The organism is Arthrobacter sp. MYb229 (assembly GCF_002975405.1).
Taxonomy (GTDB): domain Bacteria; phylum Actinomycetota; class Actinomycetes; order Actinomycetales; family Micrococcaceae; genus Glutamicibacter.
Map to the genome: position 1 here is coordinate 186,846 of NZ_PCPS01000001.1, position 25,724 is coordinate 212,569.

The window sequence follows — 25,724 nt, forward strand, 5'->3', positions numbered from 1 at the left end:
TGTGACAGGTCACGCGTTGATGGGGAACGTGTGGTTGAGCGATCCCGACGCTGTCGCGTCGAGCTATCGCAGCCCGATCATCACAATAAAGGAGTTTTTCTGTGGAACTTTTGCCATCACGCGCCAAATCAACACAACGCCGGCACGGAGCCAGGACGGTGAAGCCGGTGGCAGCACTCGGCGCCTCGCTCGCCCTGCTCGCCGCACCGTTGTTCGCAGCACCCGCCCAAGCCGCCACCCCATCCAACGACGGCAAGGATGTCATCCTCAACCTGTTCCAATGGAACTGGAATTCGGTAGCCCAGGAATGCGAGTCCAGCATCGGCCCAGCAGGATATGGCTACGTCCAGGTCTCGCCTCCAGCTGAGCACCTGCGCGGCACTGAATGGTGGACCTCGTACCAGCCGGTGAGCTACAAGGTGGACTCGAAACTGGGCAACCGCGAGGAATTCTCCGCCATGGTCAAAAGCTGCAACGACGCAGGCGTGAAAGTGATCGCAGACGCCGTGGTCAATCACATGACCGGAGCCGGGCAGACCGGTACTGGAACCGCAGGCTCGGCTTTCTCCGATGACAACTTCCCAGAGTATTCGGCCCAGGACTTCAACGATTGCCGCACCAACATCAACAACTATGCCGACCGCTGGCAAGTGCAGCACTGCCGCCTCGTGGGCTTGCAGGATCTGAAAACCTCCAGCAGCTACGTCCAGCAAAACATCGCCGACTATCTCGATGACCTCGTCTCGCTTGGGGTATCCGGATTCCGCATCGATGCCTCGAAGCACATGCCCGCAACGGACCTCGAAGGCATCAAATCCAAGATGAAGAACCCCGGCGTGTACTGGGTGCACGAGGTGATCGGGGCGTCGGGTGAACCGATCCAGGAAAGCGAGTACCTCGGCAGCGGCGACTCGCACGAATTCGACTACGCACGACAGCTCCATCATGATTTCGACGCGCAAATCGCCAACTTGCGCTTCATCGGCGACGGCAAGCTCACCAGTGACCGGGCCGGGGTTTTTGTCACCAACCACGACACCGAACGCAACGGCGAATCCATGAACTACAAGTGGGGCGCCAAGTACCTGCTGGGCAATGTTTTCATGCTGTCCTGGCCCTACGGGTCACCCACCGTGTATTCCGGATACGAGTTCACCGACAAGGATGCAGGCGCTCCGGGCGTCAGTGACGCATCGGTACCCAATGCCGACTGCGACTCCTCCGCCTGGACCTGCGAACAGCGGCAAGATGAAATCACCGGAATGGTGGGCTTCAACAACACCGTCGGCGACGCGGCTGTCAGCAATTGGTGGGACGATGGCGGCAACCAGATCGCATACGGCCGCGGCAATAAGGGCTTCGTAGCCATCAACAACACCTCGGCGGCAACCACCCGCGAATACACCAGCTCGCTGGCCGGTGGCACCTATTGTGATGTGGTGTCCGGAGGCGATTGCTCGAAGACCATCACTGTGGGCGCCGACGGCAAGTTCACCGCGACACTGCCTGCCTACGGTGCCATGGCCCTGCACATCGGTGCCGAATCCGATGGCGGATCAGGAACGCCGGATCCGGTCGAGGACACCGCTGATGTCAGCGTCGCGGTCACCGCCCAAACCGTCATGGGGCAGAACATCCGCATCGTCGGCAACCAGCCGGAACTAGGAAGCTGGGATCCGGCCAAGGCGCCACAGCTATCAGCTGCCAGCTACCCGAGCTGGAGCGGAACGGTGGACCTTCCGGCAGGAACGCAGTTCGAATACAAGTACGTCAAGTACGACCAGAGCGGCAATGCCACTTGGGAATCAGGGGCCAACCGCGTCGCGACCGTGAATGCGGACGGTTCCCTGAACCTGAACGACAGCTGGCGCAAGTAGCCACAAAAAAATGATCCCGCCCCAGTTCACACTGGGGCGGGATCATTCTAGGTTCAGCTACTTTTCGGTTTTGGCATTCAGCTTGTCCAAGGTTGCCTGCTTGGCTTTTTGCAAGGCCAGGCCTTCCTCGTCCAGCTCGACCTGCACCGGCTCGGCAGCCTGGGCAGGAAGACCGCGCCACAGGAAGTAGCCGTACGCGGCGGCCAGGGCGATGAAGACGTAGAGGCCAAGCATGCCCAGCATTGGCGAAATCAAGAAGTACACCACCAGGTCCGCGATAGCTGCCACAGCCAGCAGCAGCCAGCCTTCGCGAACGCCGCGCGCAATCATGACGAAGGAAGCGAAAATGGCGGCGTCAGCGAAATACATCACCCAGACTTCCGGGGTGGCGGTCAAGAAGCCGGAGTTGAAGAGGAAGGGGCCGAAGCGCAAGGCCACCAGCAGGATCAAGCCGACAACCATGCCCACGGCAGACCAGAGGGTGACCGGGGTCTTGGTCACTTCGCGCGTGAACTTGCCGTTGAGCATGAACTGCGAAAAACGCCATAGGCCGAAAATCGGCAGAAGCAGCAACGGGATCGCGTAGATCAGGCCCAGCAGGTCATACTGCAATGCGGAGATCATGGGTCCTACGAAAACCGAGAGAATCAGCGTCCACCAACCCAAATCATTGCGGTGCGCAAGAAGGATTGCGGAGACGAAAACTAGCAGCATGCTAGCGGCTGACAGCAGGATCTGGACATAGGAACTACCGCTGTCTGCAGTAGCCATGAACAGGGTTTCTAAGAAGGAATCCACGGTGCTCTTCACTCGATCGATTGGCAACGACAGGTGCACGAGGCACCCCTTAGATGCTAACGGTGATTCCTGTGAGGAAGACAAGATTACAAGGAGGCATACGCCACATTGCCGCTTGCCCTGTGGCACGCTTAAACGACGCTGGCTCCCACCGATCAGGTGGGAGCCAGCGCAAGATGCAATCCAGCGATTAAGCCGCTGTGGTGTGCAATCCGTTGAAGAGCAATGAAATGGCTTGGTCTTCCAATTCTGGTCCGTTGATCGGACCGTCAGCGCGGTACCAATCCACTACAGAGTTGATCAGGCCGAACAGCAACCTGGCCGTGGCCCGCGGTTCCAAGTCCGCGCGCAGCTTGCCGTCGGATTGGGCTGCGGTGACCAGCTCAGCGAGCTGGCGGTCCATCGCCCGTCGGCGCTGAAGAGCTTGGCGTTCCAGTTCGGTGTTGCCGCGCAAGCGCAGCAGCAGTGTCACGTAGGAACGCTTGGCCAACAGGATCCGGAAGGTAGCGCGCAAGAAGAATTCCAAACGCTCATCGGCGCTGCCCTCATGGGAGCGGACCTCGGCGATCACCGCTTCCAGGGGAATGAGCGCTTCATCCAACGCCAGACGCAGCAGGTCCTCTTTGGAAGGGACGTGGTGGTAAATCGCGGACTTGCTGATACCCAGCCGGTCAGCGAGCTTGCCCATGGAGGTCGCGTCGTAGCCGTATTCGTTGAATGCCTCTACGGCAATGCGCAATACGGTTTCCTGGTCGTACCCGGGGCGGCCACGCTTGGCCGGACGGTTCACAATATCGGTAGTTTCCATGATTTATCGATTATCCCATGTGCTCACTGGGTTAGCTGTTGCGCAGATCAAAGATGCGCTTGAGCTTGCCCATGGAACGCTCCAAGGATTCTGGCTCGACCACGTCGATGGCGCAGGAAGAACCGACGTGGATCTTGATCAGCTTGGCCAGCTCCTTGGCCCCGTTGGCGGCGTCCCCGGATGAGGCATCCATGCGGCGCTCCACCTTCACTGCCAGCTGGTCCATGCGGTCTGGACGGGAAAGGATGAGCTGGAAGTGCGGCGAAAGCGATGGCACCTTCAGGATCAATTCCTCGATCTGGCTTGGGAACAGGTTCACCCCGCGCAGGATGATCATGTCATCGCTGCGTCCGGTGATCCGGCCCATGCGACGGTGACCTGGGCGGGAGGTACCTGGCATCAGGCGGGTCAGATCATGGGTGCGGTAGCGGATGATCGGCAGCGCCTGCTTGGTCAGCGAGGTGAAGACCAGCTCGCCGTGTTCGCCGTCGTTCAATACTTTGGTTTCGTCGAACGCATCCACGATTTCGGGACGGAAATGGTCCTCCCAGATGTGGCTGCCGTCCTTGAGCTCGACCGATTCGCCGGCCACGCCCGGGCCCATGACTTCGGAGAGGCCGTAGATATCGCAGGCGTCGATGCCGAACATCTCTTCCAGCTCGTGGCGCATCTCTTCGGTCCACGGTTCGGCGCCGCAGACGGCGACCTTCAGCGAGGTGTCGCGCGGGTCCAAGCCTGCCCGCTGCATGGCATCGCCAATAGTCAGCAGGTAGGTCGGGGTGCACAGGATCGCGTCCGGCTCGAAGTCCTTGATCAGCGTAATCTGTTTTTCGGTCTGTCCGCCGGACATCGGAATGACGGTAGTGCCCAGGCGCTCGGCAGCCGCGTGCGCGCCCATGCCACCGGTGAACAAGCCGTAGCCGTAGGCGTTGTGGACCTTCCAGCCTGGCTTGACTCCGGAGAGGCGCAAGCAACGTGCGCCCATCTTGGCCCAGTCATCCAAGTCCTGCTGGGTGTAGCCCACCACGGTGGCGCGGCCGGTGGTGCCCGAGGAAGCGTGGATCCGCGCCACCTGATGCTGCGGAACGGCGAACATGCCGAAGGGGTAGCTCTTGCGCAGATCTTCTTTTTCGGTGAACGGGAACAGCTTCAGATCTGCCAGTTCCTTCAAGTCTGTGGGGTGCACGCCAGCCGCATCGTATTTGTCCTTGTAGTAAGGAACATTGGTGTACGCGTAGTCCAGCGTTTCCTTCAGTCGAGTGAGCTGAATCGACTCGATCTGGTCCCGGCTCATCGTCTCTTCGGGATCCAGTGGGTTGGGCAAGTTATCGCGGTCAGTTGGCTGTGACATGCTCATACTTTCGTGTGGTGACTGAATGTTTTAGCGGTTCTTAGGCTTGGGAACGGTGCGCGAGCGGCCCCTGAACTCGGCCACGGTTTCAATCCCGCCATTCGTTCCCGGCTGGGTGACCGTGATGTCGTAAATTCCGCTGCGTCCTTGCTGCGAGACGCGCTGCGCGGTTGCCGTCAGCAGGCGTCCCGGGATCCCTGGCTTGAGGAAATTGATGTCTGCGCCGGAGGCCACGGTGATGGTGTCCGCGGAGCCTTCCGGCGGATTGCAGCTCAAGGCAAACGCGGTATCGGCCAGCGAGAAGATCATTCCGCCATGGGCGATGCCGAAGCCGTTGAGCATTTCCTGGCGAAGCGTCATCGTAATGACCGCAAACCCGTCGCTCACTTCCACCACTTCAATGCCCATCCACTGGGTGGCATAGTCATTGTGCAAGATTGCGTGGGGTAGTGACTTATCGATTTGGGTTTCGCTCATAGGGACCTCCGCCGAATTAGTTACCGAACGATCATTAGGTAATACTAGATTGTGACCCATCTCAAGCCCTGCTGTCTAATGGCGGACGTCACAATTGCGCGGAGAGCCGGCGCCTCCCAGCGGCAAAGGCGCTGGTGAACACGCAGAATAGCGGGTTCCTTGAATTGCTGATATTCCATCGCCGAGCCGCCCTTGTCCGGCCCGGCGGCCGGCTCCGGCAGGGCTGCACGCCGGTCGAGAAGTGCTTCTGGCGGTGGAACTTCGCCGAGGGCACGGCCAGAGAATTCCCCGCGGCTGAAAACGAAACCGCCCACAGCCATCGAAAACAATCGAAGGTTGCGGGCGGATCGGTGGATTCAGGCTTAGGTGTCCTCGCGGGCTACTTCGCCGTGGCCGGGTTCTTGCCCAGCGCATCGAGGGCGAAGGCGTAATCCCAGGCGCGATTCTTCCACGCCTCGTAGCGGCCCGAGGCGCCGCCGTGGCCGCCCTCCATCTCGGTTTTCAGCAAGATCGGTTCGCTGCCGGTGCCGACCTCGCGCAGCTTCGCCACCCATTTGGCCGGCTCCACATACAACACGCGGGTGTCGTTCAAGGAAGTCACCGCGGCGATGCGCGGGTAGTCCACGGCCGTAACGTTCTCGTAGGGGGAGTAGGCCTTCATGTACTCGTAGACTTCCTTGTCCTCGATCGGGTTGCCCCATTCTTCCCACTCCAGGGCCGAGAGCGGCAGCTCCGGATCCAGGATCGAGGTCAGCGGGTCCACGAAGGGAACCTGCGCGATGATCGAGGTGTACAGCTGCGGCGCCAGATTGGCGATGGCGCCCATCAGCAGGCCGCCCGCCGAGCCGCCCAGGGCCGCGATGCGCGCCGGATCGGCCCAGCCCGCATCGATCAGGTACCGCGTGGCATCGATGAAGTCGGTGAAGGTGTTCCGCTTGGCGAGCTTCTTGCCCTGCAGGTACCAGTCGCGGCCCAGCTCGCCGCCGCCGCGCACGTGGGCGATCACGAAGACCACCCCGCGGTCCAGCACGCTCAACCGCGGAATCCCGAATCCCGGATCCATCGACACCTCATAGGAGCCGTAACCGTAGATCAGCACCGGATTCGGCACCGAGGTGTCCAAATCCGCGCGGCGCATCACCGTCAACGGAATCTTGGTGCCATCGGCGGCCGTCGCCCATTCGCGTGTGGACAGGTAATCCGCCGAGTCGTAGTCATTGACCGGAGTCTGCTTGCGCAGCACCAATTCCTTGTCATCCAGCCACAGGTCGTAGACGCGCGCCGGAGTGAAGTCCGAGGTGTAGCCGATGCGGATCAGCGGGGCTTCCAGATCGGCGAAGGTGGCAGCGGCGGTGAACAGCTCCTCGTCGAAGGCCGGCTCGAGCACCGGCAGCTGGGATTCGGTGCCCAGCGACTCCAACGGGATCAGCTGAACCCGTTCGCAGGTATCGCGACGCACGGAAACCACCAGATGCGTGGCGGTCAGCGCGGTGCCCTCGATCTTGACCGTGGACTCGTGCCCGAGCACGGTGCGCCAGCTCGCCGGATCGGTATCGGCGCCCAGCTGCGCCAGCTCGACCAGCGAGAGCATATTGTTCGGTGCCTGATGATCGTGGGTGATCAGGGCGCGCCGATCGTCTCCGGGCAACAGGTCGACCCCGTGGAGCAGGCGCAGTTCGCGCGGAACGAGCAGGCGAACCTGTCCGTCCTTGTCGTTCAGATCCAAGACGCTGGTTTCCGCGTATTCGGAGTTGCCGCTGGAAATGAGCAACTGCTGGAGATCGGCGCTGAGATCGAAGCCGAGCCACATGCCCGGATCATCTTCCTGGAAAACTACCGTATCGCTGGCCGGATCGCTGCCCAGCACATGGGCGCGCACCTGATGCGGGCGCCACGTATCGTCAACGACCAGGTAGTAGACGGTGGAGGAATCGGGGGAGAAGGCCAGCCCGTAAAACACGCCTTCGATGACGTCCGGAAGCAGCTGCCCGGTTTCCAGATCCTTGATGTACAGCGTGAAGCGCTCGTCCCCCTGGGTATCGATGCAGTATGCCAGCAGGTTGCTCGGCTCGTTGATGGCCATGCCGCCCAGCGCGAAGAATGACTGGCCCTCGGCCAGCTCGTTGCCGTCGAGCAGCACCTGCTCCCCGGGCAGCGCTTCGACCGGGTCGATGACCGGAGGCGTCCAGTCGGCGCGGGCATCGGGGGAGTCTTCGGCCTTGACCCGGCACTGAATGGTGTAGGGCTTGCCCTCAACCGAACGGGTGTAGTACCACCAGCCGCGCCGCCGCGTGGGAACCGACAAATCGGTTTCGACGGTGCGCGCCTTGATCTCCTTGAAGATCTCCTGGCGCAGCTCTTCCTGATCCGCGGTGACCGCATCGGTATAGGCATTCTCCGCATGCAGGTGGTCGAGTACCTGCTTGCTGGTCTTTTCCCGCAACCACTCATAATCGTCGGTGAAGTTATCACCATGGAATTCGCGGATCGTGGGAATCTTCGCTGCGAGCGGCGCGCTAGCGGTAATCGATGCAGAAGTCATGCACCCATTCAATCTCACCAGCGGCGATTGTGGGGTTGGCTATGCTCAGCGCGGACAGGAATCGGGCGGCAAATTCCTCGTTTTGGCACGCGGACATGGTGCAAAGGGTGTCGGCCGGCCGACATTGGCCATAGGCTAACTAACATAAAGAATCGAACTGCACCAAGGGCAAAGCGCCCTATTCGCAATAGAAAGTGATTCAGCAGTGAAAAACACACGCACAACTTTGAGGTCGAGGCGCTTGACTCGGTGGATTGCTGCGGCTGCCATCGGTTTCATGGCGCTGGTGGCCGGGGCCCCCGGGGCGTTGGCCCAGGGCAACGAGAGCGTCGAGGGTCAAACCTACGTCATCGGCACCGACACCACCTTCGCTCCGTTCGAGTTCCGCCAGGATGGCGAGCTCACCGGGATCGACATGGATCTGATCAATACCATCGCCGAGGAACAAGGCTTCAACGTCGAGATTCGTTCCCTGGGCTTCAGCGCTGCCTTGCAGGCGTTGTCCTCGAATCAGGTCGATGGCGTGATCGCCGGTATGTCGATTACCGACGAGCGCAAGGAAATCTATGATTTCTCCGAGCCATACTTTGAATCCGGTGTTCAGATGGCGGTGGATCGCGACGATGAGACCACCAAGGGCTATGAAGACCTGGAGGGCGAAACCGTTGTAGCCAAGACCGGTTCAGAGGGCGAGACCTATGCGAAGTCCATCGCGGACGAGTATGGCTTCACCGTCAAGTCCTTGGACCAGTCGGCCACCATGTACGAATCGGTGAAATCCGGCAGCGCCGTGGCCGTCATCGACGACTACCCGGTCCTTGCCTACGGCATTGCGCAGAACAACGGATTGAAGACCGTGACCGACAAGGTGCCGGGCGGCTCCTACGGATTCGCGGTCAACAAGGGCGAGAATACCGCACTGCTGGCGGCCTTCAACGACGGGCTGGCCGAGCTGAAGGCCAGCGGGGAGTACGACAAGATCCTGAACGAGTACCTGGCCGATCCGAGCGCCGCGGTGCCGAGCAACTTCTTCGACCTGGTGGCCAAGTCCTTGCCGGCGTTGATGACCGGTTTGGGGAACACCCTGTTGGTGACGGCGATTTCCTTCGCGGTGGCCATGGTCCTTGGTTTGCTCTTTGGCTTCATGAAGATTTCGGGCAACATCGTGGTCCGCGGAATTTCGACGTCATTCGTCAATATCTTCCGTGGCACGCCGCTGCTGCTCTGGGCTTTCATGTTCTACTTCGGCCTGCCTCAGCTCACCGGCTGGGATGTCAGCATCTGGGTTGCAGGTGTGCTCACGCTGTCGCTGAACGCCGGCGCCTATATTGCCGAGATCGTTCGCGGCGGCATCCAGTCGGTTGATCCAGGACAGCTGGAAGCCTCCCGTTCGCTGGGCCTTGGCTACGGGAAGTCAATGCAGAAGGTTGTGGTGCCGCAGGCCTTCAAGATGATGACTCCTTCCTTGATCAACCAGTTGATCATCATGCTCAAGGATTCCTCCTTGCTGCTCGCCATCGGCTTTGCCGAGCTGCTCTACCAGGGTCAGCAGATCTACGCGGCGAACTTCCGTGTCACCGAGACCCTGCTGATCGTTGGCGTCATCTACTTCATCGCCATCATGGCCCTGACCAAATTGGCAAACTTTGCCGATCGGAGGTTTAACAAGTGAGCACCGTAAGCGAGCAAACTGCCACGTCGAAGATCCAGGTCAAGGAACTGCGCAAGTCCTTCGGCTCAAACGAGGTCCTCAAGGGCATCGATCTTCAGGTGGGCGAAGGCGAAGTTGTCTGCGTGATCGGGCCTTCGGGCTCCGGCAAGTCCACGCTGCTGCGCTGCCTGAATAAGCTGGAAGATATTTCCGCGGGCAAGGTGATTGTCGACGGATTCGACGTCACCGATCCGAAGGTGGATATCAACGAGGTCCGTCGCCATGTGGGCATGGTGTTCCAGCATTTCAACCTGTTCCCGCATATGTCGGTGGCAGAGAACATCATGTTGGCGCCGGTGGAGCTGAAGAAGCTGAACCGGACCGAGGCGCGGGCCAAAGCCGAAGAGCTGCTGACCCGTGTGGGCTTGGCGGAAAAGGCCAATGCCCGTCCGGCCTCGCTTTCCGGCGGACAGAAGCAACGCGTGGCGATCGCCCGTGCGTTGGCGATGTCCCCGGGCATCATGCTCTTCGACGAGGCAACGAGCGCGTTGGACCCGGAGATGGTTGGCGAGGTGCTGCAGGTGATCAAGGAGCTTGCGGACTCGGGCATGACCATGGTGTTGGTCACGCACGAGATGGGCTTCGCCCGTGAAGTGGGGGACCGTGTGGTCTTCATGGATGGTGGCGTGGTATGCGAGGAAGGCAAGCCAGAGGAGCTGTTCGGAAACCCTCAGCAGGAACGTACCCGCGACTTCCTGTCCAAGGTGCTCTAGGTTTTCCCAGCGCTACCGCGTAAATTCGGCCCACTCTTGCAGCGTCCTCATCCGAGGCGCTGCCAGGGTGGGCCGAATTTGTGTGCGCGCTTTTGGGCTTGGTTGTTGCGCCACGCAACGTTAGTTGAAGATTAAAGTAAATTAACTTAGTCTGGAACCAGAGCTAGCGCCGACCCGTCGACGCGGAGCTGACCATTCGAGATCCGATGCTTTCGGATCAATCCACCAGGAGTCGCCCATATGAATAACCTCATCGACAACCCGCGCCTGCAGGTCATTGCCCAAACGATGCTGCGCCTTGCCTTTGGCTTCCTCTTCCTAGCTCACGGCTGGCAGAAGTACTTCCAGTACACCTTGGAGGGCACCACGGCGTCCTTTGACCAGATGGGAATTCCGGCCGCCGGAATTATCGCACCGGTCGCCGCGACCCTTGAGATCGTCGGTGGCGCAGCCTTGATCCTCGGCCTGCTGACCCGCGTGTTCGCAGGCTTGCTGGGTGCGCAAATGGTCGTTGCGCTATTCATGGTTCACATTCCAGGTGGCGTCTTCGTGGAGAACGGCGGCTTTGAGCTGGTGCTGGCGTTGGCCGCCGGCGCCCTTGCGCTGTTCCTCGTGGGACCGGGCCGCGTATCGGTTGATGCGTTGATCTTCAAGAACAAGAAGGCCGCCGTAAACGCATAACCGGCAGCCGCACGACCCTCAAATGCCCCAGGCGATGCCTGGGGCATTTTTGTGCCCGCGGGCCCGGTTCGCGGTCATTACCTTCAAGTGTGACGCCGCATCGCGGCGTTGCTGTTGACGTGATCGAGCGCACTCTCATATACTGAACGAACGGTCAGTATGTAAATTGAATTTCAGTGAGGTGAACCATGGCCCCGACCACACCGCAGGAGCCGGGACTGAGTGCCGTCCCAAGCTATGAAGAGCAGCAATCACAGGCGCGCTTCGACGCCCTAATTAACGACGATTCCCGTGTTGAACCTCGTGACTGGATGCCAGAGCCCTACCGCAAGACATTAACCCGTCAGGTGTCCCAGCACGCTCACTCCGAAATCATTGGCATGCAGCCAGAGGCCAACTGGATTACGCGCGCCCCTTCGTTGAAGCGCAAGTCGATTCTGATGGCGAAGGTCCAGGACGAGGCCGGCCACGGGCTGTACCTGTACTCCGCGGCAGAAACCCTGGGCACCGACCGTGACGAGCTGAACGACCAGCTGCTGACCGGACGCGCCAAGTACTCCTCGATTTTCAACTACCCGGCACGCACCTGGGCCGACATGGGTGCCATCGGTTGGCTCGTCGATGGTGCTGCAATCGCCAACCAGGTGCCGCTATGCCGTGCCTCCTATGGCCCATACGGACGCGCAATGGTGCGCATCTGCAAGGAAGAATCCTTCCACCAGCGCCAGGGATTCGAAATCCTGCTCTCCCTCTCCCGCGGCACCGAGGCACAGAAGAAGATGGCGCAAGAGGCCATCAACCGCTTCTACGAGCCGTCGCTGATGATGTTCGGTCCACCGGATGACCAGTCGCCGAACTCCGCCCAATCCATGGCCTGGAAGATCAAGCGCTTCTCCAACGATGAACTGCGCCAGCGCTTCGTGGGAATGATCGAAGAGCAGGTGAAGGTGCTGGGCATGACCCTGCCGGATCCGGACCTGCACTTCGATGAAGAGAAAAAACAGTGGATCCACAAGGATCTGAACTGGGACGAATTCATGAACGTCATCAAGGGCAACGGTCCAGCCAACGCCCAGCGGCTTGAACATCGCCGCAAGGCCCACCGCGAAGGTGCCTGGGTCCGTGAAGCCGCTACCGCATACGCCGCAAAGCAAGAACAAAGTGAGGTTGCCTAGCATGAGCCAAAAGAGCAATTGGCCCCTGTGGGAAGTATTCGTCCGTTCCTCCCGCGGGCTCTCGCATGTGCACGCCGGATCGCTGCATGCCCCGGATAAGGAAATGGCGCTGCGCAACGCACGGGATCTGTACACCCGGCGCAACGAAGGCATTTCCCTCTGGGTGGTGCTTTCCACCGATATCATCACCTCCGACCCGGACAGCAAGGACGCGTTCTTCGAGTCGCCGCAGGGCAAGGACTACCGCCACGCCACCTACTACAAGGCAAGCGAAGGGGTGAAGCACCTGTGAACCACGAAGAACTCGATGCTTCGCTCGATAGCTTCGGCGACGCGCTGGCCTCGGCCACCCGCGTCACCCCGGGCAACGCGCTGCGTCCGGAAGATATCGCGGTGGCAGGAGCCAAGCCAAGCGACGAAGTCGCCCAGTATGCCCTGCACCTCGGTGATGACGCGCTGATCCTGGCCCAGCGGCTTTCGCACTGGATCTCCCGTGCTCCGGAAATCGAGGAAGACATTGCCTTGGGCAATATTGCCCTCGATGTCCTTGGCCATGCCCGTTCGTTCCTGACCTATGCCGGTTTGGCGTGGGATAAAACCGAAGACGATCTGGCCTATTGGCGCGAGGAAGAGGAATTTACCTCGCTGCAGATCGTGGAACAGCCAAATGGCCATTTTGGCGTCACCATCATGCGCCAGCTCATCGTCTCGATCTACCAGCACCTGCTCTACAGCCGATTGCTGGAATCCGCGGATGAAACCATCGCGGCGATCTGCGCCAAGGCGGTCAAGGAAGTTGACTACCACCGGGACCACGCCATCGCCTGGACCATCCGATTGGGACAGGGAACCGAGGAATCGGCCGAAAAGATGCGCCACGCGCTGGAGATCCTTTGGCCTTACACCGGAGAGATGTTCCAGGACGAAGAGCTGCACAGCGAACTAGGCGATGTGGCGGTTCTCCCGTCCTCGCTGCGCGAAGCATGGGACGCTGAGATCACCTCCGTCTTTGCCGAAGCCGGGCTAGAAATACCGAAGTCGGGATTGGCGATGGCGCATGGACGCGCCGGAGAGCATTCCGAGCATATGGGCTACATCCTGGCCGAGATGCAAGTTCTTGCCCGCAAGCACCCCGGTGCAAGCTGGTAACCGATTCCCTAATCCGTTTGAAGGGAGCAACAGTCTTGAGCAGTGCAATAACCAGTGCAGAAGAACTCTATGGCGTTGCCGCCAAGGTCAATGATCCAGAAATCCCGGTGCTTTCCATCGCGGATCTGGGCATCTTGCGCGAGGTCAACGCCAATGCGGACGGCAGCGTGCAGGTGGTGATCACCCCGACCTATTCCGGTTGCCCGGCCATGGACGTGATTACCGAAGATCTGTACCTGGCCTTCCGCGCGGTGGGCATCGAGAAGGTCGACGTGAAGCTGGTACTGACCCCGGCCTGGTCGACCGACTGGATGACCGATGATGGGAAGCGCAAACTCGAAGAGTATGGAATTGCCCCGCCGACCGGTACCGGACATAGCGGGCGCGTCACCTTGGGCATGAGCGTCAAGTGCCCACGGTGCCATTCCTTGAATACCCGAGAGCTCGCGCGCTTCGCGTCGACTTCGTGCAAGGCGTTGTACTCCTGCAAAGACTGTTTAGAACCCTTCGACTATTTCAAGGTGCTTTCATGAGCGAACAAACTACCCCCACCCGTCGTCGGGCCACCTTCCACCGCCTGACGGTCGCCGAGGTGCGCCGGCTGACCAAGGATTCCATCGAGGTCAGCTTCGCGATTCCGGAAGAGCTTTCGAGCGACTTCGATTACTTGGCAGGCCAGTACGTCGCGCTGCGCAAAGAACTGCCAAACGCCGAAGGCGAGCTAGTTGAGGTTCGCCGCTCCTACTCGATCTGCGCGGCACCGACCGGCGAGCTGATCAAGGTCGCAATCAAGCGCGACCTTGGCGGTCAGTTCTCCACCTGGGCCAACGAAGAACTTGTCGCCGGAGACCAGATCGATGTGATGAGTCCTACCGGAGCGTTTATTTCGAAGCACAAGCTCACCGAAATGAACGATCCAAGCTCGGTGGATACCGTGAACCAGGACCAGTTCGTGGCCGTGGCCGCAGGCAGCGGGATTACCCCGGTGTTGGCGATTGCACGCACCATTCTCGAAGCGAACGAAAATACCCGATTCGATTTGATCTACGCCAATAAGGCAGCCATGGACGTCATGTTCCTGGAGGAGCTGGCAGATCTAAAAGATCGCTACCCGGCTCGCCTGGCATTGCACCACGTGCTGAGCCGCGAACAGCGTATTTCCCCATTGCTCTCCGGACGTATCGATGCCGAGAAGCTTTCGGCCTTGCTCACTAACGTCTTGCAGGCGCCGAAGGTCGACGAATGGTTCCTCTGCGGTCCATTCGAGCTGGTTCAGATGGTTCGCGATCAGCTCACCGAGCTGGAAGTCCCGAGCGAAAAGGTGCGCTTCGAGTTGTTCACCACCGGTGAGCCGAATCGTCCGCAGGGCCATGTGGGACGGCCAGTGCTTGTCGATGAAAACGAGAAGAGCATCGAAATCAGCTTCACCCTCGATGGTTTGCAGGGCGAGGTGAAGTCCCCGGTACTGGCCAACGAAACCGTGCTCAATGCGGCTCTGCGAGTTCGCCAGGACGTTCCCTTCGCCTGCGCCGGCGGAGTCTGCGGCACCTGCCGTGCCAAGGTCACTTCGGGAACCGTGACCATGGCGGAGAACTACGCGCTGGAACCGGAAGAGGTGGAAGCCGGCTACGTGCTGACCTGCCAGTCGCACCCAACCAGCGACAAGCTCAGCGTCAACTTCGACTCCTAGGGGATAAGCCATGATCGAGCTAAGCATTGACCAGGGCGTTGCCCGCATGGTGCTCAACGCACCGAAGAAGATGAATTCTTTGGACCCGGCCGCTCTGCATGAGCTCTCCGAGGCCTACGACCAGGCAGCCGCCGGGGTGGCCGAGGGAACGGTACGTGCGCTGGTGCTCACCGGCGAAGGCCGCGGATTCTGCGCGGGCCGCGATATTTCCGGAGTCAACCCGGCCGATGACGACGTTATGGGGTACCTGGATGGCCAGGTTCAGCCGTTGCTGGAGAAGATGTCCAGCTTCCCGGCTCCCACCTTCGCCATCGTGCAAGGCGCCTGCCTGGGTGTTGGGCTGGGGCTCGCGGTAGCCACCGACGTAGTGTATGTCGCGGAGAATGCGAAGATCGGTTCGCCGTTCGCAAATCTCGGCGCAACCCTCGACTCCGGCGGGCACTGGCTGCTCACCGAGCGTTTGGGAGCCCACCGCACGCTCGACATGATCTATACCGCCGAGCTGATTTCCGGTGCTGAGGCCGTGCGTTCGGGACTATTTTCTCGCGCGTTCCCGGCCGAGGAACTGATCGAACGCAGCGAAGAGATCATCTCGAAGGTGGCCCACGGCGCGACCCAAGCCTTTGTCGCATCCAAGGCGCTCGTTGCCGAGATCCGCGATCAGCGGGTAGGCCTCTGGGCCTCCATGCGCACCGAAAACAAGGCGCAGGCGGCGCTGTGCGACACCAGCGACTATGCCGAAGGGTTCAAAGCCTTCCAGGAGAAGCGGCCACCGGTCTTTACCGGCAGCAATTAAACAGCGAAAAGCGGGCGGAACAGTAAATGCTGCTCCGCCCGCTTTTTGCTGTCCGCGCTTAGCGGGTATCGGAATCCTCGAAGATCAACAACGTCTGGGTGTCCAGCACCGTAGGCAAAGATTGCAGATGTTCAAAAACCACGCGTCGCAGATCTAAATTGTCTTTGGCCCGGACCAGCAGAATCACATCGAAATTTCCGCCGACCAGACCGATATGATGCACCTCGGGAATCGAGGCGAGATGGTCGCGCAGTTCGCGCCAGGAGTGCTGGCGCAGTTTCAGGGTCACATATGCGCTGGCCTTTAATCCCGCTTTCACCGGATCAATCACGGCGGTATATCGGGTAATGACCCCCGCATCTTGCAGCTTTGCGATACGTGAATAGGCATGGGCCCGGGAAACGTGAACGCGCTGCGCCACCGTCGTCACCGATTGCCGCCCGTCGCTGGTGAGCTCGGCCAGGATCGCTCGGTCAACATCGTCCAGCTTCAGCTCCGCATCCGCGGCCATTTCTTCTCCTTGCAGGGGCAGGACGAGTATCCGCCAAACCCATTTTGTTCGTACTAATCGTCTACAAGTATACGGATCTTCAGCGCAACTTTCTACGATTCAACTCCGGAGTGGATACAAATTGATCGTCCTGCGCATAATTGATTGCAAATGATGTTTGGGTGAGTTGAGTCACAAGGCGTGGTTTCTTGAGACCCAACCAGAGAACGAAAGGCGGGATGGCATGAGCACCGAAGCTCACGAAGATCGCATCTCCGAAGTCAGTAAGAAGTTCGGGATTACCCCCGAAGATTACATGCTGCCAGCACGGCATATGATTAATCTTCTGGATCCGGATGGAACGCTGCGCGAGCAGAGCGACCAAGGCACCGAGCCGGGGCACGAGTACCCGCTGCCAAGCCCCGCCGAGCTCATGGACGCATATTCTGCCCTCGCCGTTGGCCGCCGCGTAAACGACCAGAACTCGGCCCTCGTCCGCCAGGGGCGCATGGCCGTGTACCCCTCGAGCCACGGACAGGAAGCCTGCCAAGTGGCCGCCTCCCTGTGCCTCGAAGCCGGCGACTGGCTGTTCCCGACCTACCGCGACACCGTCGCCGTGCTCACCAAGGGCGTAGCCCCGATGGAGGTTATGACCAGCTTCCGCGGTGAATGGCACTGCGGCTACGATCCCAAGGCCTACAACTGCGCGCCGATGTCCACCCCGCTGACCACCCAGCTGCTGCACGCGGTCGGCGTGGCCCACGCGGCGAAGCTGCGCGGGGAGAACACCGTGGTGGTCGCCATGTGCGGCGACGGTGCCACCAGTGAGGGCGACTTCCACGAGGCGCTGAACTTCGCCGCGGTCTTCAAGCTTCCGGTGATCTTCTTCGTGCAGAACAACAAGTACGCCATCTCCGTGCCGCTCGCGCAGCAGTCGGCCGCACCCTCCTTGGCGCACAAGGCCGTCGGCTACGGCATGGCGGGCGAGCGGGTAGACGGCAACGACCTGATGGCGCTGATGGCCGTGATGGGACGCGCGGTCCGGCTGGCCCGCGAAGGCAACGGCCCATTGCTGATCGAGGCGCACACCTACCGCATGCAGGCCCACACCAATGCCGACGATGACAAGCGCTACCGCGAGGACGCCGAGGTCAAGGGCTGGATCGCTAAGGACCCGGTGACGCGCATGCAGGCCTACCTCGACGATGCCGGACTGCTCACCGAGGCGGCGCAGGCGAAGATCACCGAGCGCGCCGAGTCGGTCGCGAAGAAGCTGCGCGACGGCATGAACCAGGACGCCGATACCCCGCCGAGCGAATTGTTCGAACACGTATTTGCTTCCAAAACCACCCAGCTGGCCGAGCAGCAGGCGCTGCTGGCCGACGAACTAGCCCGCGAGGAGGCCTAGCCATGACCGCCACGACATCACGGGTGAACCCGAACGTCAGCGATGCAACCGCACGCGCAGCCGCCCAGGCAGCCAACGAAAACCAGCCGGTCACCTTCGGCAAGGCGCTGAACACCGCGCTTGCCGACGCGCTGGTGGCCAACGACTCCGTGGTCATCTTCGGCGAGGACGTGGGAACCCTGGGCGGGGTCTTCCGCATCACCGACGGGCTGACCGAACGCTTCGGCACCGACCGCTGCTTCGACACCCCGCTGGCCGAATCCGGCATCGTGGGCATGGCCATCGGCATGGCCATCAACGAGATGCGCCCGGTGATCGAAATGCAGTTCGACGCCTTCGCCTACCCGGCCTTCGAGCAGATCGCCTCGCATGTGGCCAAGATGCACAACCGCACCCGCGGAAACGTGGAGCTGCCGATGGTTATCCGCATCCCCTACGCCGGCGGCGTGGGCGGCGTGGAGCACCACTGCGATTCCTCCGAGGCGTACTACGCGCACACCCCGGGCCTGAAGGTCTTCACCCCGGCCACCGTCAAGGACGCCTACCTGATGCTGCGCGAGGCGATCGACTCGCCGGACCCGGTCGTGTTCTTCGAACCCAAGAAGCTCTACTGGTCCAAGGAGCAGGTGGACCTCGCGGCGCTGGCCGCCGAGTACGAAGCCAAGCGTGCGGCACGCACCGAGGGCAGCGCGCGGATCGCGCGTGCCGGCTCCGACGCCACGCTGATCACCTACGGGCCGAGCGTGTCCACCGCCATGGAAGCGGCTAAGCTCGCCGCCGAGGAGGGCATCAGCCTCGAAGTCATCGACATCCGCACCATCGTGCCCTTCGACGACGAGACCGTCTGCGCCTCGGTACGCAAAACCGGACGCGCTATCGTGGTGGCCGAAGCCCAAGGTTTCGTCTCCGTAGCCAGCGAAATCGTGGCCCGCGTCCAGGAACGTTGTTTCCACTCCTTGGCCGCCCCGGTATTGCGCGTGACCGGTTTTGACATCCCTTATCCGGCACCAACCTTGGAGAAATACAACCTCCCAAGTGCCGAGCGCATCCTCGATGCGGTAGATCAACTTCAGTGGGAGGCATAAATGAGCGTCAAGACTTTTCTCCTACCCGATTTGGGTGAAGGGCTGACCGAAGCAGAACTTGTTCGCTGGATGGTTGCCGCCGGCGACTCGGTGGCCGTGGACCAGCCCATCGCCGAGGTGGAAACCGCCAAGTCATTGGTGGAGATCCCCTCGCCTTTCGAGGGCGTAGTTTCCACCTTGCACGGCGAGGCCGGCCAGATGATGCTGGTTGATGAGCCGTTCTTCTCGGTGAACACCGGGGGAGACGAAGCAGCCCCGGCCGAGGAGCCAGCTGCCGGGGCGCAGAGCTACCTCGAGGAGGAGCTTGCCGGAACGCAGGCGCCGGCGGAGGAAGACGAAGGCAGCGGCAACGTCCTGATCGGATACGGAACCGGTGCCGCCAAGACCGGTGCCAGCCGCCGCCGTCGCCCGCGCAACGGGATCACCACGGCAGCGGCGTCCAGCGAAACGACGTCGGTGGCAACACGGGTTATCAATCCGCTGGTGCGCAAGCTCGCTCGCGAAAACTCCGTGGATATCAACCAGGTGCGCGGAACCGGAGCCGACGGGCTGATTCTGCGCAGCGATGTGCAGTCGCTCATCGGCCAAGGCGCAGCTGCTGCCGATTCGCCAGCTGCGGCCAAGCAGGAGCAGGCCAAGCCTGCCCAGGGCTCGGCGGCACAGCCGGCCTCCTCGGATGCCGATTCGCGCACCGGCTTGCCGGTGGCCAGCTCGCAGGTGCTTACCGGCGTGCGCCGAACCATCGCCAACGCGATGGCTACCTCACGCCGAGAAATTCCCGAAGCCACCGTGTGGGTGGACGTGGATGTCACCAAGCTGTTGAAGCTCCGCGGCAAGCTCAAGGAAGCGCAGGGCAGCGCGCCAAGCATGCTCGCGTTGATCTCACGCTTCGCCGTCGCCGGGTTGGCTCGTTTCCCGGCGATGAACAGCCGCATCGACACCGAAGCCGATGGTTCGTTGCGCCATACCGTGTTCGACGGGGTAAACCTTGGTTTCGCCGCGCAGACCGATCGCGGTTTGGTCGTGCCGAACGTGCGCGGTGCAGATAAGCTCAACGCCGGAGAACTCTCGGCAGAGTTCGCCCGCCTCGCTGCCCTGGCCCGTGAGGGCAAGGCGCAGGTCAGCGATCTGTCCGGCAGCACATTCACGATAAACAACTATGGCGTGTTCAACGTCGATGGCTCGGCCGCGATCATCAATTACCCGGAAGCGGCAATTATGGGCATTGGCCGGGTCGTCGAAAAACCGTGGGTGGTCAACGGAAAGGTCAAGGTCCGCTCGATCTGCGAGATGACCTTGAGCTTCGACCACCGGGTGTGCGACGGCGGAACGGCCGCAGGGTTCCTGCGTTTCGTTGCGGATGCGATGACCGATCCGAAGGCGGCCCTGACAGCGCTGTAGGGAAGATCAACCAATAGCTATCGCCCGGTCCCGTGCCGGGCGATAGCTATTTGCCGGCCAAGCACCAAAATGATTCGCAACCATAAGAATTATTTGCAAGCCATAAAGCGTTTACTAGAATGATTTACATACTTCGGCGAGGCATTCTGGGCATTAAAAATCGACATGCTCCAGCCGAGCGCCAACCCCAGTGAATAGGATGCGATCATTTCAACATCACGCTTTGAGGTCAAACACCGTTCGCTGGTCACGCTCCTGCTGGTGCTGCCGCTCCTGGCGGTGTTGGGAACGAGACTGGTCTTGGGCGAGAGCCTGCCGGCGATTACCGCCACCCACTGGTCCGGAAGTTCATACCCCGACGGCTTCACCGACACCCGGGTCTTTGTGGCGGTGTGCTTGAGCCTCGCCATCGGCGGAGGGCTGCTGGGTTTCCTCTCGCTAGCGTTGGCCAGCAAGCCGATGCTGCATATTGCGTTACTGTTCCTCGGCGCCTTGGCAGCGTGGACCAGCGCCGGCCTGTTCGTAGTCTGCGCCGTGCCTACGGCACTAGCAGGGGATCCCACCCAGGCAGTGAGCGGCGGGCTGACCTTTGTCGGTGTGCTCGCTTCGCTCATTGGCCTGCTGCCGGTCTGGATTGCCGGGGTATACCAGCAATTCGCGCGCGAACACCAGGAACAGCGCCGCCGTCGCGTAGCCCAAGCCCAGGGGCGCACGGTGGATGAACCGGTGATGCCCGAACCGGAAACTGCCGCCGAGAACTTCAACCAGAAAGCCAGCGCCCCGTGGGGGTTCTGGCTGCTGGGACTATTCCCGCTGGTGATGGGTATCCTCATGCTGACCGTGATGAAGGGCGATGACGGTTCCGAAAGCCTCATGCTGCTGGTCGCCGGATCGATCTTTGTGCTGCTGCTGACCCCATTGATTCTCGGAGTCTGCCTGGTGCGCGTGCGAATCCACGACGATAAATTCCGGGTCTCCTCGGCCATCTTCGGATTCCCGCTGCGCACCCTTGACCTGGAGCAGATCAAGGAAGTGCACAGCGAAGAAATTTCTCCAACGCTGTGGGGCGGTTGGGGCTGGCGATTCTTCCCCGGAGGATCTGCCGTGGTGCTTCGCAAGAGCGAGGGGCTGGCATTTGAACTGCACAACGGCAAACGCTTCGCGGTCACCGTACCCGAGTCGCAACGCGCGTCCGCGATCTTGCAGGCAAAAATGCAGCAAGCCTGATCGGCTGCAGCGCAAGAGTCCAATGTGGTTAGATAGACCGTGCTCCGGCGCGGCGGGGCCGCCTAGTTCTGCAGCTGGCGCGTCGGACCCAGGATTACCGAGCGCAGGCACAGCCCGGCGATGAGCGAAACCGCAGTCACATGGACCAATCCGAGGATCGCATAGGCGATCAGCAGCGCTTCGGGGATGCGCTGGATGTGCGGGTGCGGCAGCAGGACCGAGGCAGCCAAAACCAGCAACCAGATCACCAGGCAGCCAATCCCGGTCTTACGGGACCACGCCGATTCTGAAACGACCGGGGCCAGCGGTTGGATGCGCTGCAGGATGGCGCTTGCCAGCACCAGCCAGAACGCCACGATGAGGAATCCTCCGGCGATATCGCTGGGCCTGTGCCATCCGCAAATCAGCGTAGCGAGCCCCGTGGCGGTCGCAAAGATCCAGGCGATAGGTTGCACCACCGGACGGAGCTTTGGCGGCGAAATGAGATACATCAGCCCCATGGCTGCCGCGGCGGCCGTGGTGTGTCCGGACGGGAATGAATTGCCAGCCGTGCCGAAATTGAAGTCGGGCCGTCCCAAGAGCAGATGTTTGAGTATTTGGGTGCTCAGCAACGCCGCGGCCACCGCCGCGACGGCAAGGGCCGCGCGCAGGAAACTACGATCCCGAATCACTCGGTAGAGTAGGAAAATCCCTGAAATTCCGGCGCAGATCCACGGCAGGAGATTCAAGAATTCGCGCACCGGGTCAAGTATTTCCGTGCGCGGCCACCACTGGGTCCACCCCACGAAGGCAGCCTGATCGGCCCATTGCCCTACGCGAAGCTGAACGAAGAACAAATATTCGACGGCAAATAGTCCGGCGAGCAGCACCAAAGCCCACCACCAGCGAAGGTGGCGAGGGGCAAGGAGGAATGACCGCGGACTCATGACTCTAGAATCTCACATTTTGGCCGACCAGCCCTATCGCCGATGCCTGTAAGCCTAGACACTATCGATAGTCTAGGCTTATGAATTTTGCCCTGCCTCCGGTGGAAGAACTGATAACGAATGCGCACGTGGTGCGTTTACCCATGCGGGTTAAATTCCGCGGGGTGACCGAGCGTGAAGCCTTGCTGATTCAGGGGTCGGCCGGCTGGGGGGAATTCTCCGCCTTCCTCGAATATGGTCCGCCAGAGGCCTCGCGCTGGCTTGCCGCGGCCATCGAAGCCGCCTATCAGCCCTTCCCGCCGGCCCTGCGCTCCAGCATCCCGGTGAATGCGACGCTTCCGGCGGTGGCCGCGAACCAGGTGAGCCGCGTCCTTGCAAACTACGATGCACCGCACACCATCAAGATCAAGGTCGCCGAGAAGGGCCAGAGCCTGGAAGATGACATTGCCCGGGTCGCGAAGACCCGCCAGCTCTTCCCGGAGGCCGCCTTGCGCGTCGATGCGAATGCCGGCTGGGGGATCGAGGAAGCTATCACCGCGCTCCTTGCCCTTGCGGAATACGACCTGCAGTACGCCGAACAGCCGGTTCCCGGAATTACCGGGCTGGCCCAGGTCCGCGAACGGCTGCGCGCCCGCGGAGTAGAGCTGAAAATCGCCGCCGACGAGGCCGTGCGCAAGCATACCGATCCGCTCGAAGTCGCCCGCCTGGGCGCAGCGGACCTGATGGTCATCAAGGCCCAACCCCTGGGCGGTATCAAGACGGTACTGGAAATCGCCGCCAAGTCAGGGCTGGACGTGGTGGTCTCCAGTGCCCTGGACACCTCCGTGGGGCTGGCGCAGGCCGCCGCCCTGGCTGCGGCCCTGCCGGAGCTTCCCTACGCCTGCGGGCTGTCCACCGGCTCGCTATTCACCGACGACGTGACATCGAAGCCGTTGCTGGCCACCGCCGGTCAATTGCCGGTTCGACCAGTGGAGCCGGAAGCTGAGAAATTGCACAAGCTGCGGGTCGCCGCGCCACGCAGAATTTGGTGGGAACAACGACTCCGTGACTGCTACGCGTATCTGGAGCAGCCAGAAAATCGCTCCTGACAGGTGTTTACGCGCAGTTAACCTGCGCGACGGCAACAGCTCACCTCTTGATGAAAAGCTCAACTAGTTCGTTCCCCTGAACTTGAGCCAAAGAATGAGGAAGTGCCGTAGTTATGAATCCCATCCGAACCCTGTTGCCAATGCTGGGCCACACCCGCGGCGGACGTTCCGCAGCTACCTGCCACTTCAAATGCGGCGACGCTTGCGTTAAGCCAGAGTGCAACACCTCGGGTAATAGCTACTTCAAGGACATCGCCGACCAGGCCCTCTCCCGCCGCAACGTGCTGGGCCTAGGCGCAGTCGGCGCCTCGGCGCTGATTATCGGCCCACAGCTGCTGGGCGCCCCGGGCGCCGTGGCCGCACCGCTGGTAGAGACCGGCCGCGGCAAGGGCGGCCACCTGAAATTCGAAGCCATCGAACCGGTTTCGCGTTCCGTGGACAATATGAGCGTCCCCGAAGGCTATGACTGGCACGCGATCATCCGTTGGGGCGATCCGCTATTCAAGTCGAGCCCGGAATTCGACGCCACGAAGCAGTCCGCCAAGGCCCAGGATCTGCAGTTCGGCTACAACTGCGACTACCTGGACATCATCGCCGATAAGTATTCCGGACGCACCGGCGTGCTGGTGGCCAACCACGAGTACTCCAACGAAGACATGATGTTCGATGCCCAGTGGTTTGCCGAGAACACCGACGAGGCCCGCCGCATCGCGATGAGCTCCCACGGCCTGAGCGTCGTGGAGATCAAGCGCAAGAAGAACGACAAGCGTTGGACCTACGTGGTCGGCGGGGAACGCAACCGCCGCATCACCGCAAATACCCCATTCGCCGTTACCGGTCCCGCCGCCGGCAGCGAGCTGCTGCAGACCGTCGCGGACCCGACCGGCAAGCTGGTGCTCGGCACGCTGAACAACTGCGCCGGCGGAACCACCCCGTGGGGCACCGTGCTGTCCGGCGAAGAGAACTTCGACCAGTACTTCCAGGGCCGCGGAACCGCCGAGGAATCCCGCTACGGCATCGGCACCAGCGCTTCGGGCCGCGGCTGGGAGCACACCGATCCACGCTTCGGCCTGAACAACGCGGGCTACGAAAATGAGGCAAACCGTTTCGGCTGGATCGTTGAGATCGACCCGCAGAACCCGAACTCCACCCCCGTCAAGCACACCAGCCTGGGCCGTTTCAAGCACGAGGGCGCTACCGTGCGCGTGGCGAAGAACGGCAAGGCCGTGGCCTACTCGGGCGATGACTCGCGATTCGAATACATCTACAAGTTCGTTTCGAAGGACACCTACCGCAAGAACGATCGCCAGCACAATATGTCCCTGCTCAACGAGGGTGACCTATACGTGGCCAAATTCTCCGGAAACTCCCCGGTTTCCGAATTTGACGGCAGCGGCCAGGTCCCAACGGACGGCGCGTTCGACGGCACCGGCCAGTGGCTGCCGCTGGTGCGCAACGGCGAGTCGATGGTCGAAGGCATGAGCCTCGACGAGGTTTTGGTTTACACCCGCTTGGCTGCGGACAAGGTCGGCGCCACGAAGATGGACCGTCCAGAAGATGTCGAGCCGAGCCCGGTATCGGGCAAGGTGTACGTGGCACTGACCAATAACACCGACCGCGGCAAGGCCGGCAAGGAAGGCGCCACCGAGCAGAACCCGCGTATCGCGAACCGCGACGGCCACGTGCTGGAAATGACCGAAGCCGGGAACGACGCAACCAGCACCCGTTTCACCTGGAACATCTTGCTGGTCGCCGGAGACCCGCGGGTCAATTCCTCGACCTACTTCTCCGGGTACCCGACCGACAAGGTCTCGCCGATTTCTTGCCCGGACAACCTCGCCTTCGACTCGGCCGGTAACCTGTGGATCTCCACCGATGGCGCACCAGGGGTCATCGGCCTGTCTGACGCGTTGCACAAGGTCAGCCTGCACGGCAAGGATCGCGGACGGGTCGAGCAGTTCCTGGCCGTGCCAACCGGTGCAGAGACCTGCGGCCCGGTGGTGCACGACAAGGACAACTCGGTCTTCGTCTCGGTCCAGCACCCGGGCGAGGGCGGCAGCTTCGCGCAGCCGACCTCCCTCTTCCCGGACTTCATCAATTCCGCAGATTCGGTCGGGAAGGGCCAGTTCTACGGCCCGCGCCCATCCGTAGTCCAGGTTTTCAAGCAGGGCAACGGCAACGGAAACAACGGAAATGGAAACGGCAACGGCAAAGGAAACGGCAAGAACAAAGACTAGTCTTCAGTCTTAGCCGACCCTAGACCCCGGTGAGGGCGACTCAGTGCAGCACTGAGCGTCCGCACCGGGGTCTTGCTATAACTGGGCATAGACT

Annotated in this window: 23 protein-coding genes; 16 read left to right on the top strand and 7 right to left on the bottom strand. The window is 61.3% G+C overall.

What is annotated here, in order from left to right; translation table 11 throughout:
- Positions 1-101: 101 nt before the first annotated feature.
- Entirely contained in the window at positions 102-1,877 is a 1,776-nt protein-coding gene (locus tag CQ019_RS00840; protein ID WP_258133541.1) for a carbohydrate-binding module family 20 domain-containing protein, read from the top strand.
- Positions 1,878-1,934: 57 nt separating this feature from the next.
- Here the strand turns inward: CQ019_RS00840 and CQ019_RS00845 are convergent, their stop codons facing one another.
- From CQ019_RS00845 to CQ019_RS00870, 5 genes are all read right to left on the bottom strand, one after another.
- The gene (locus CQ019_RS00845) at positions 1,935-2,714 is read right to left on the bottom strand and encodes a nicotinamide mononucleotide transporter (RefSeq protein ID WP_105553208.1); all 780 of its coding nucleotides are present in this window, start codon (positions 2,712-2,714) and stop codon (positions 1,935-1,937) included.
- Between the two features lie 151 nt (positions 2,715-2,865).
- Positions 2,866-3,483, bottom strand: a complete 618-nt coding sequence (locus CQ019_RS00850) for a TetR/AcrR family transcriptional regulator (protein ID WP_013349779.1) — start codon at positions 3,481-3,483, stop codon at positions 2,866-2,868.
- Between the two features lie 31 nt (positions 3,484-3,514).
- Positions 3,515-4,834 carry a phenylacetate--CoA ligase family protein gene (locus tag CQ019_RS00855; protein ID WP_105553207.1) on the bottom strand — a complete coding sequence of 440 codons (1,320 nt, stop codon included), beginning with the start codon at positions 4,832-4,834 and terminating at the stop codon, positions 3,515-3,517.
- A 30-nt stretch (positions 4,835-4,864) separates the two neighbouring features.
- A complete protein-coding gene (gene paaI / locus CQ019_RS00860; RefSeq protein ID WP_096283446.1) occupies positions 4,865-5,311 on the bottom strand; it encodes a hydroxyphenylacetyl-CoA thioesterase PaaI in 447 nt (148 codons plus the stop codon).
- A gap of 379 nt (positions 5,312-5,690) precedes the next feature.
- Positions 5,691-7,853, bottom strand: coding sequence for a S9 family peptidase (locus CQ019_RS00870; protein ID WP_105568719.1), 2,163 nt, complete (start codon positions 7,851-7,853; stop codon positions 5,691-5,693).
- 277 nt (positions 7,854-8,130) lie between these two features.
- Between CQ019_RS00870 and CQ019_RS00875 the strand changes: the two genes are divergently transcribed.
- The 9 genes from CQ019_RS00875 to CQ019_RS00915 all read left to right on the top strand — a co-directional run bounded on the left by CQ019_RS00875 (position 8,131) and on the right by CQ019_RS00915 (position 15,768).
- Positions 8,131-9,525, top strand: coding sequence for an amino acid ABC transporter substrate-binding protein/permease (locus CQ019_RS00875; RefSeq protein ID WP_105553204.1), 1,395 nt, complete (start codon positions 8,131-8,133; stop codon positions 9,523-9,525).
- A complete protein-coding gene (locus tag CQ019_RS00880; protein WP_105553203.1) occupies positions 9,522-10,277 on the top strand; it encodes an amino acid ABC transporter ATP-binding protein in 756 nt (251 codons plus the stop codon). Before CQ019_RS00875 ends, CQ019_RS00880 begins: the two co-directional genes overlap by 4 nt.
- A gap of 240 nt (positions 10,278-10,517) precedes the next feature.
- Entirely contained in the window at positions 10,518-10,958 is a 441-nt protein-coding gene (locus CQ019_RS00885) for a DoxX family protein (protein WP_105553202.1), read from the top strand.
- A gap of 188 nt (positions 10,959-11,146) precedes the next feature.
- Positions 11,147-12,133: a 1,2-phenylacetyl-CoA epoxidase subunit PaaA gene (gene paaA / locus CQ019_RS00890; protein WP_105568720.1), complete on the top strand. Its 987-nt coding sequence runs from the start codon at positions 11,147-11,149 to the stop codon at positions 12,131-12,133.
- 1 nt (position 12,134) lies between these two features.
- Complete coding sequence (gene paaB, locus CQ019_RS00895; protein WP_096283458.1) at positions 12,135-12,425, top strand: 1,2-phenylacetyl-CoA epoxidase subunit PaaB; 291 nt, start codon at positions 12,135-12,137, stop codon at positions 12,423-12,425.
- On the top strand, positions 12,422-13,282 hold the full coding sequence (gene paaC, locus CQ019_RS00900; protein ID WP_105568721.1) for a 1,2-phenylacetyl-CoA epoxidase subunit PaaC: 861 nt from the start codon (positions 12,422-12,424) through the stop codon (positions 13,280-13,282). The genes paaB and paaC overlap by 4 nt, the downstream gene beginning before the upstream one ends.
- A 35-nt stretch (positions 13,283-13,317) precedes the next feature.
- The gene (gene paaD / locus CQ019_RS00905; protein WP_105568722.1) at positions 13,318-13,815 is read left to right on the top strand and encodes a 1,2-phenylacetyl-CoA epoxidase subunit PaaD; all 498 of its coding nucleotides are present in this window, start codon (positions 13,318-13,320) and stop codon (positions 13,813-13,815) included.
- Entirely contained in the window at positions 13,812-14,972 is a 1,161-nt protein-coding gene (gene paaE, locus CQ019_RS00910; protein WP_105568723.1) for a 1,2-phenylacetyl-CoA epoxidase subunit PaaE, read from the top strand. Before paaD ends, paaE begins: the two co-directional genes overlap by 4 nt.
- Positions 14,973-14,982: 10 nt before the next feature.
- Positions 14,983-15,768: an enoyl-CoA hydratase/isomerase family protein gene (locus CQ019_RS00915; RefSeq protein ID WP_105553197.1), complete on the top strand. Its 786-nt coding sequence runs from the start codon at positions 14,983-14,985 to the stop codon at positions 15,766-15,768.
- Between the two features lie 58 nt (positions 15,769-15,826).
- Here CQ019_RS00915 and CQ019_RS00920 read toward each other — a convergent pair whose 3' ends face one another.
- Positions 15,827-16,279 (bottom strand): Lrp/AsnC family transcriptional regulator, encoded by a 453-nt coding sequence (locus CQ019_RS00920; RefSeq protein ID WP_105553196.1) that lies wholly within the window; start codon positions 16,277-16,279, stop codon positions 15,827-15,829.
- Between the two features lie 223 nt (positions 16,280-16,502).
- Here CQ019_RS00920 and pdhA point away from each other — a divergent pair, with 223 nt between their 5' ends.
- The 4 genes from pdhA to CQ019_RS00940 all read left to right on the top strand — a co-directional run bounded on the left by pdhA (position 16,503) and on the right by CQ019_RS00940 (position 21,379).
- Positions 16,503-17,666, top strand: coding sequence for a pyruvate dehydrogenase (acetyl-transferring) E1 component subunit alpha (gene pdhA, locus CQ019_RS00925; protein WP_105568724.1), 1,164 nt, complete (start codon positions 16,503-16,505; stop codon positions 17,664-17,666).
- Positions 17,667-17,668: 2 nt separating this feature from the next.
- Positions 17,669-18,751 carry an alpha-ketoacid dehydrogenase subunit beta gene (locus CQ019_RS00930; protein WP_105553194.1) on the top strand — a complete coding sequence of 361 codons (1,083 nt, stop codon included), beginning with the start codon at positions 17,669-17,671 and terminating at the stop codon, positions 18,749-18,751.
- Positions 18,752-20,152 carry a dihydrolipoamide acetyltransferase family protein gene (locus CQ019_RS00935; RefSeq protein WP_105568725.1) on the top strand — a complete coding sequence of 467 codons (1,401 nt, stop codon included), beginning with the start codon at positions 18,752-18,754 and terminating at the stop codon, positions 20,150-20,152.
- A 261-nt stretch (positions 20,153-20,413) separates the two neighbouring features.
- Positions 20,414-21,379, top strand: a complete 966-nt coding sequence (locus CQ019_RS00940) for a hypothetical protein (RefSeq protein ID WP_105568726.1) — start codon at positions 20,414-20,416, stop codon at positions 21,377-21,379.
- Between the two features lie 62 nt (positions 21,380-21,441).
- On the opposite strand, the gene CQ019_RS00945 is transcribed toward CQ019_RS00940, so the two are convergent.
- Positions 21,442-22,305 (bottom strand): phosphatase PAP2 family protein, encoded by an 864-nt coding sequence (locus CQ019_RS00945; protein WP_105553191.1) that lies wholly within the window; start codon positions 22,303-22,305, stop codon positions 21,442-21,444.
- Positions 22,306-22,385: 80 nt separating this feature from the next.
- Between CQ019_RS00945 and CQ019_RS00950 the strand changes: the two genes are divergently transcribed.
- Both CQ019_RS00950 and CQ019_RS00955 read left to right on the top strand, forming a co-directional pair.
- Positions 22,386-23,393, top strand: coding sequence for an o-succinylbenzoate synthase (locus CQ019_RS00950; protein ID WP_105568727.1), 1,008 nt, complete (start codon positions 22,386-22,388; stop codon positions 23,391-23,393).
- 113 nt (positions 23,394-23,506) lie between these two features.
- Positions 23,507-25,630, top strand: a complete 2,124-nt coding sequence (locus tag CQ019_RS00955; protein WP_105568728.1) for a PhoX family phosphatase — start codon at positions 23,507-23,509, stop codon at positions 25,628-25,630.
- Positions 25,631-25,724 lie beyond the last annotated feature (94 nt).

Excerpts from the sequence above, each read along its gene's own strand:
- CQ019_RS00850 (WP_013349779.1), bottom strand. The coding sequence starts at position 3,483 with ATGGAAACTACCGATATTGTGAACCGTCCGGCCAAGCGTGGCCGCCCC.
- CQ019_RS00855 (WP_105553207.1), bottom strand. The coding sequence starts at position 4,834 with ATGTCACAGCCAACTGACCGCGATAACTTGCCCAACCCACTGGATCCC.
- paaI (WP_096283446.1), bottom strand. The coding sequence starts at position 5,311 with ATGAGCGAAACCCAAATCGATAAGTCACTACCCCACGCAATCTTGCAC.
- CQ019_RS00870 (WP_105568719.1), bottom strand. The coding sequence starts at position 7,853 with ATGACTTCTGCATCGATTACCGCTAGCGCGCCGCTCGCAGCGAAGATT.
- CQ019_RS00875 (WP_105553204.1), top strand. The coding sequence starts at position 8,131 with ATGGCGCTGGTGGCCGGGGCCCCCGGGGCGTTGGCCCAGGGCAACGAG.
- CQ019_RS00885 (WP_105553202.1), top strand. The coding sequence starts at position 10,518 with ATGAATAACCTCATCGACAACCCGCGCCTGCAGGTCATTGCCCAAACG.
- paaA (WP_105568720.1), top strand. The coding sequence starts at position 11,147 with ATGGCCCCGACCACACCGCAGGAGCCGGGACTGAGTGCCGTCCCAAGC.
- paaB (WP_096283458.1), top strand. The coding sequence starts at position 12,135 with ATGAGCCAAAAGAGCAATTGGCCCCTGTGGGAAGTATTCGTCCGTTCC.
- paaE (WP_105568723.1), top strand. The coding sequence starts at position 13,812 with ATGAGCGAACAAACTACCCCCACCCGTCGTCGGGCCACCTTCCACCGC.
- CQ019_RS00915 (WP_105553197.1), top strand. The coding sequence starts at position 14,983 with ATGATCGAGCTAAGCATTGACCAGGGCGTTGCCCGCATGGTGCTCAAC.
- CQ019_RS00920 (WP_105553196.1), bottom strand. The coding sequence starts at position 16,279 with ATGGCCGCGGATGCGGAGCTGAAGCTGGACGATGTTGACCGAGCGATC.
- pdhA (WP_105568724.1), top strand. The coding sequence starts at position 16,503 with ATGAGCACCGAAGCTCACGAAGATCGCATCTCCGAAGTCAGTAAGAAG.
- CQ019_RS00930 (WP_105553194.1), top strand. The coding sequence starts at position 17,669 with ATGACCGCCACGACATCACGGGTGAACCCGAACGTCAGCGATGCAACC.
- CQ019_RS00935 (WP_105568725.1), top strand. The coding sequence starts at position 18,752 with ATGAGCGTCAAGACTTTTCTCCTACCCGATTTGGGTGAAGGGCTGACC.
- CQ019_RS00945 (WP_105553191.1), bottom strand. The coding sequence starts at position 22,305 with ATGAGTCCGCGGTCATTCCTCCTTGCCCCTCGCCACCTTCGCTGGTGG.
- CQ019_RS00950 (WP_105568727.1), top strand. The coding sequence starts at position 22,386 with ATGAATTTTGCCCTGCCTCCGGTGGAAGAACTGATAACGAATGCGCAC.
- CQ019_RS00955 (WP_105568728.1), top strand. The coding sequence starts at position 23,507 with ATGAATCCCATCCGAACCCTGTTGCCAATGCTGGGCCACACCCGCGGC.